A 6,331-nucleotide genomic window follows, 5' to 3' on the forward strand; every position below is an offset into this window, starting at 1 on the left:
GCCTATGGCGCGTCGCTCGAGCCGTCTCCCTCTTTTGACGCGTCACCTTCGTCTGCTGATTCACCCGTTCGCTCGACCGTCTGCTCGCGGACAGTCATCCCTTTTCGGCCGAGGTGCTGGAGCTGCCGGCGGGCGAAATCCTCCTCTCGAGTCCCGCGCGTCGCGAGCACGTATACCAGCGCGCCGCCCGCTGGGCGCATGGTTCGACCGGCACGCTGCGTGCCCTGCCGACGTGACCCGCCCAATCCGGACGCAACAATCGCTAAATCCGCCGTCGGGAGGTCAATTCCCTCGTCGCCGACTCGAGAGATGATCAGCAAATCGCGTTCGTTGCGCCGGAACTCCTCGAACAGTCGGCGGCGCTCGTGATGGCGTGTTTCGCCGCTGATGAAGGGTGACTCGAGTGCGTCGGCGAGTTCATTACCCTGATCGAGGTAGTCAACGAAAATGAGCGCTCTCGAGTCGGGATGTGCGGACAGCAGGTATCGAACCTCATCGATCTTCCCGCGGTTTTCGGCGGCGATGCGGTACTTTTTGCGTCCCTCCGCGGAGACGTAGGCGTTTTGTTGCTCGTCGTCACCCCACGGGACGTAGCGAATCTCGAGTTCGGGTTCGGCGACGAAACCGGCATCGAAGAGGGCCTGCCAGTCGGTGCCGATTGGTGGGCCGACGAGCGTGAAAATCTCTTTCTGTCGGTCGTCTTCCCGGATCGGGCTGGCTGAAAGGCCGAGGCGGTGGCGGGACTGCAGGCGGGTACTCCGGCGATACACGTCGCTCGGAACGTGCTGGCACTCGTCGAACACCACCAGACCCCACTCGCGGTCGTCGAACAGCGAGCGGTGGCGATCCATCCCCGCAATCTGGTAGGTCGCGATGGTAACGGGGCGGACGTTCTTCTGACCGCCGTGATACTGGCCGATCTGGTGGGACTCGAGCGTGGTGTACTCTTCAATCGTCTCGGCCCACTGGCGAGCGAGGTCACGACTCGGCACCAGAATCAGGGTTTCGCCGCCGACGTGTGCCATCGCGCCCATTGCGGCGACCGTTTTCCCGCTGCCGGGTGGCCCGACGAAAACTCCTTCGCCCGACTCGGCGAAGTGATCGACCCAGGTCTGTTGATAGTCGCGAAGCGATACCGCGAGGTCGATCTCGAGTCCCTCACCCGATTCGAGGTCCCGATGATCCTGTACGGGATAGCCCGCTTCGTAGAGAATGCGCTTGATCGCGGCTTCGGAGCCTTCGTGGACCCAGTCTTCGGTTTCTGAGATGGGGGCGTGGACGTGTTCCTCGTCCAACTTCTGTCGGGCGACGTTGCCCATAACTTCTGGTGTCTCGGCCTCGAGCACGGTATAGCCGTCGTCGTGCGTGTAAAGGCGGAACTGATGGGCGCGAGTCCACTGGCTCTGGACCCACTCCTCGAGCGGGTCGGAGCGCTGACCGAGCGCCTGGCGCATCGTTCGCGTGAGATCCTCGAAGCTGTCGTGGGGTGCCTGCCAGATATCTTCGGGTCTGAGGACGTAGCGATAGCCCTCCTCGCCGTTTGCATCCTCGAGGTGGGCGAACTGCGCGAGTTGTGCGCGCGTAAACTGGTCTGGGCGGTCGACGACGATTTCGCGGCGTTTGGGGAAGACAACGACCCGTTCCCGATCCGTGAGGTCCTCGAGTTCGCTAGGGTACCAGACGACGGGATCGTTCGAGACCGAGAGCCGCTCGAGTGCGCCGCGCTCGGCGAGGTCGTCCAGTTGCTCGCTGACGGTATCGTGAGGCTTCTCGAGTCGTCGGGCCACTGCGCCCGCGGTGAGCACCGGCTGGCCTTCGCGTTGGCTGGCCTCGTGGAAGTCGGCGATCGTGAGCGGGGTTGCGTTCGAGTTCAAATCCAGATTCGAGTCTGCGTTTCGATCCGGATCGACATCTCCGGTATCTGTCGAACCGTCTTGCGTCTCCGATTTTGCCGGCTCTGAAGGGCGTTCGTCGGTCACTGGCGGGCCTACCGGCGGCGCGAGTAAACCGATTTCGCTTGGTACCGTCTGTACATCGCAGTATTGCCGATTCGATGCAACCTTTTACTGGCTGGTAACTGCCAGCGCGTTTAAGTCAACGAGGGCGAGTATCATCCGTATGACTACGTCTGCGACTGGCCAACTTGGCCCGGCTGGCGAGCGTTCGTCGTCGATCCGTGATCGATACACGTCGTTGCTCTGGGCGTCTATGGAACGTCTAGGAATCGCTGGTAGCCTCGAGCGAAAGATGATGGCTGCGGTAATCTTACAATTTTGTTCGACGCTTGCTGTCTTTGCCCTCCCGATTGCCTTTCTCGGTCCGAGTGAGGCATTCGCCGTGTTCCCAACGACGCAGATCGTTCTGACCGGTGTCGTCTTCGTCCTCGCCGTCGTCGCGTTCCTCAACACGCTGGTGATCACCCGAGAAGACGTTATCTCCCCGCTCGAGCGATTGCGCACGGACGCCGAACGGATTTCGAACGGCGACCTCGAGGCGCGTCCCCCCGAGCCGACACAGACCGACGAGATTGGCGAACTACAGGAATCGTTCGCCGAGATGCATGCCTCGCTGACGACCGTTGCAGCCCAGGCGGACGCACTGGCCACCGAGGAGTTCGACGCGGAGGTACTCGACGAGTCCGTCCCAGGCGAGTTCGGCGACTCGCTTGCGGGCATGCAGACTGGCCTCGAGAATCGGATCGACGAACTCGAGACCAGCCGCGAGCGAATCGAACGCCAGCGCGAACGCGTTGAGTCCCGAAACGAGGCACTCGAGGCCGATGCCGAGCGAATTCGCGCAGTCTTAGAGCGCTGTGCTGCGGGCGATTTCACCCGGCGCGTTTCGGTCGAGAGCGACCACGATGCGATGGCCGAGATTGCCACCGGGCTGAATGCGACGCTCGACGACCTCGAGGAGACGATTCGGGGCATTCAGACGCTTGCAGACGAGGTCGAAGTGGTTGGCGCGGAGGTCTCGACCAGCGTTACGGAAATCGAACGCGCAAGCGAGGAAGTGAGCATCTCCGCCGAAGAGATTTCGACGGCGACCGACGAGCAAAACGACCGCTTCGAGGCCGTCCTCGACGAGATGAGCGACCTCTCGGCGACGATCGAGGAGATCGCCTCAACGGCCGACGGTGTCGCTGACATTTCGGATCGCGCCGCTGACAGCGCCCGAAGTGGACGTGCCGGAGCGAATGACGCAATCGCCGAACTCGAGCGCCTCGAAGACCGTTCCGTCGAGATCGTTGAGCGAATCGAACGCCTCGATTCGGAACTCGCGGAAGTGACCAACATCGTCGAACTGATTGACGGTATCGCCGAGGAGACGAACCTGCTTGCGGTCAACGCCTCGATCGAGGCGGCACGGGCTGGTGGCGACGGCAGTCGCTTTGCCATCGTTGCCGAGGAAATTCGCTCACTCGCCGAGGAGACTGGCGACGCCACAGATGAAGTCGATGCGATCGTCACCGATGTTCAGGAGTCGGCTCGAGCGAGTGTCGACGAGATTCGGGCGATGCAAGCGGAGTTGCTCGAGGGCACGGAAACGATCGAAGAGAGTCTGTCGGTGCTCGAGGAGATTGCTGACCGAGTGCAAGAGGCAAACGAAGGCGTGCAGTCGATCAACGACGCGACGGACGAGCAGGCAACGACGAGCCAGCAGGTGGCGGCAATGGTCGATGAGGCGACCGAGCAAAGTGAGCGGACGCTTCGAGAGACAAGCAGCGTTGCGGCAGCCGCTGAAGAACAGACGGCAACGATCGCAGAGATTTCGGACGCTGCAGGATCGCTTTCGGCGACTGCGACCGAACTCAACGGACAGGTTGCGACGTTCACAGTCGAGCGTTCCTAAGATGGACTGCTGTCGTGTGTTGGCGATGCGACCACAGAACGGGCCATAGTCACACCGTCATTGACGTAGCCACCCCCCACCTGCAAGTCGAAGCTTATTGTTCTGGATGACATAGCATCGAATATGCTCCGTGCTATCCTCCCGGAGGGACAGATCGTCTGTGAGCGCTACGAACAGGACGACCAGGGAGTCGAACTCTATGACGAAGATGATGAGTTCATCGCGTTCGTTCCCTACGCGAATCTGCACGCGCTGGTCGACGAAGATGCCTATGGCGGCGACGAACGCTCGATCATGTAAGCGTTAATCTCGACCAAACAGTCCGCACTCTCGCCTGGACTACGTGGAAGAAGGCTCCGTCGCTGCAGGCGAGTGATCGATCGCCTCGAGTTGTTCGCGGTACCTGTTTCGAACCGTTACGACAGTCGTCTGTGCGGTTTCTGCGACAGCACGCTGTGGAATCGTCTCCTCACAGAGTAAGCCGGCAGCATAGATTGCTGCGGCGGCGAAGCCGGTCGGTGATTTGCCCGAATGCAGTCCCTGATCGGTCGTCTCGTCGATAATTTCGACGGCCATCGTCTCGACGTTCTTGCCGACATCGAGTTCCGAGCAGAATCGCGGGACGAACTGTCGCGGGTTCGTCGGCTCGAGATTGATGTTGAGTTCGTCTGCAATATAGCGATACGTTCGGCCAATCTCTCGTTGGTCGACCCGTGAGACGGCAGTTACCTCCTCGAGACTGCGGGGAATATCTTCTTTCCGACAGGCCGTATAGAGCGCACTCGTTGCGACGCCCTCGATTGACCGGCCGCGAATGAGGTCTTGCTCGAGTGCGCGGCGGTAGATGACGCTTGCTGTCTCTTTGACGGGGTTAGGAACGCCGAGGGCGCTCACCATCCGGTCGATTTCTGAGAGAGCGTATTTCAGGTTACGTTCGCCGGCGTTTTTCGTCCGAATCCGCTCTTGCCAGACTCGGAGTCGGTGAATTTGGCCCTGCTTGTCGGCGGACATCGTGTGACCGTTGGCATCTCTATTGCGCCAGTCGATCGTCGTCGTCAGGCCGCGGTCGTGCATCGACTGTGTGAGTGGCGCGCCCACGCGCGAGAGTTCGTCATGCTCTTGCGCATTGAACGCCCGCCATTCGGGGCCGTAGTCGATGGGGTCTTCGGTGAGGACGAGCCCGCACTGCTCACAGACGCGTTCGCCGCGATCCGGATCGTGAATAATCGTATCGGTTTCACAGTCGGGACACAGCTCAGCCGCCGTCTCTTTGGAGTCACTTCTGGCGTTATTGATAACGGACTGTGTCATCAGTAGTTGCCAAACCCGTTGACACTGTAAGGGGTTCACATGGTTTCACAAGAAACACCGACTTACGAGTGCCGGTCTCTGTATAAGGGCAGTTATAGAACTGGTGACAGCACTCACGACGGTGGCTGGCCGTTTTCTACTCACGAGGCGGTCAGCAACACTGGGCCGATCACTCATTACTGTGTCCTAGCCGCGAGAAACCGACACGAAAGCCCTGATCGTCCGCTCAAACGATCGGGGTTCGCGCCGAGATCGTGTCCCATCGATCGTCACCGGGCGAAGCAACCCCGCTGGATCACTTCTGCCCACTCTTGTCTATGTGAACACGCATCATGAATGCTATTCATCGTTCCGTTGCGGTCGATGCATAAATCAGTAATTCACCATGTAAATCCTCATTTCGGTGCCGAACCGTCAATCGAATTTATGTCGGTGGGTACAAACGTCTGTACAAGTGCTGTATCGGTATCGTATAGTATGTTACTCACACATTCCACCCTGATCATCCGTTCCCCGGTCGTACGCTGGCGATACGCGTCCACAAGCACCCGCTATGCCAGTGACAGTACCTTGCTACACCGTCGGTCACGACGGCGACGCTCGAAAGGCAAGCGACGACGATGCAGAAGTCGATCCGTACCAACTTTGCAGCCGGTGCGAAACGTGGCCGTGTTTAAGAGTTTCAGTGTTGGCGTACAACTTGGTGTGTCAATCGTGACTATGAATCGCCGTTCGGAAGTACAGCGGCCGCTGTTAGCCCGACAGCACGGTGGTAGCTCGTCCGCCACCCTCGATCTCGACTATCGAAGGCTCTCCCAAACTCACTCGAAGACAGATCGGCCGGAAACACCGATCGACGGAGGGGCGGTCTAATGTCGTCGGTCGATGCCTCTCTCCCCGACGAACTCGCGTCATCAACCGACGACGAAGACGAGGAGAGTCTCTCAAAAGACGTTATCTTTGAACTCCTCAAGAACCGCCGTCGCCGCGAAGTCCTCACGTATCTTCTCGAGGCCGAAGAGACGGTTACACTTGGTGAACTATAGTAGGAGTTAGAAATAATTACTCACTTCTGGTACAGAGAGCTGGTCAAGAGCTGTATCAATCGCCGTTGTAAGATCGTCGAGTGACTCAAAGAAGCGGTTGCTGAGAGCGGCTTGGAGTTGTC

4 protein-coding genes and 2 pseudogenes are annotated in these 6,331 nt (G+C 59.6%); 3 read left to right on the top strand and 3 right to left on the bottom strand.

The features are described 5' to 3' along the window. Positions 1-2: 2 nt before the first annotated feature. Positions 3-1,880 (bottom strand): DEAD/DEAH box helicase family protein, encoded by a 1,878-nt coding sequence (locus G6M89_RS21610; RefSeq protein WP_241175504.1) that lies wholly within the window; start codon positions 1,878-1,880, stop codon positions 3-5. A 238-nt stretch (positions 1,881-2,118) separates the two neighbouring features. On the opposite strand from G6M89_RS21610, the gene G6M89_RS21615 reads away from it, so the two are divergent. Both G6M89_RS21615 and G6M89_RS21620 read left to right on the top strand, forming a co-directional pair. After that, positions 2,119-3,852, top strand: coding sequence for a methyl-accepting chemotaxis protein (locus tag G6M89_RS21615; RefSeq protein WP_165163970.1), 1,734 nt, complete (start codon positions 2,119-2,121; stop codon positions 3,850-3,852). A 123-nt stretch (positions 3,853-3,975) separates the two neighbouring features. After that, positions 3,976-4,152, top strand: a complete 177-nt coding sequence (locus G6M89_RS21620) for a hypothetical protein (protein WP_165163971.1) — start codon at positions 3,976-3,978, stop codon at positions 4,150-4,152. A 39-nt stretch (positions 4,153-4,191) separates the two neighbouring features. On the opposite strand, the gene G6M89_RS21625 is transcribed toward G6M89_RS21620, so the two are convergent. Continuing rightward, entirely contained in the window at positions 4,192-5,163 is a 972-nt protein-coding gene (locus G6M89_RS21625; protein ID WP_165163972.1) for a transcription initiation factor IIB family protein, read from the bottom strand. An 872-nt stretch (positions 5,164-6,035) separates the two neighbouring features. On the opposite strand from G6M89_RS21625, the pseudogene G6M89_RS21630 reads away from it, so the two are divergent. Then, a pseudogene (locus tag G6M89_RS21630) lies at positions 6,036-6,206 on the top strand (ArsR family transcriptional regulator); the annotation flags it as partial. Positions 6,207-6,215: 9 nt separating this feature from the next. On the opposite strand, the pseudogene G6M89_RS21635 reads toward G6M89_RS21630, so the two are convergent. Further along, positions 6,216-6,331: pseudogene (locus G6M89_RS21635) on the bottom strand (IS630 family transposase); the annotation flags it as partial.

Origin of the sequence: Natronolimnobius sp. AArcel1 (genome assembly GCF_011043775.1) — an archaeon.
In the GTDB taxonomy this organism is placed as follows: Archaea; Halobacteriota; Halobacteria; order Halobacteriales; family Natrialbaceae; genus Natronolimnobius.

Coding starts and splice junctions, on each gene's coding strand:
- G6M89_RS21615 (WP_165163970.1), top strand. CDS start 2,119: ATGACTACGTCTGCGACTGGCCAACTTGGCCCGGCTGGCGAGCGTTCG.
- G6M89_RS21625 (WP_165163972.1), bottom strand. CDS start 5,163: ATGACACAGTCCGTTATCAATAACGCCAGAAGTGACTCCAAAGAGACG.
- G6M89_RS21620 (WP_165163971.1), top strand. CDS start 3,976: ATGCTCCGTGCTATCCTCCCGGAGGGACAGATCGTCTGTGAGCGCTAC.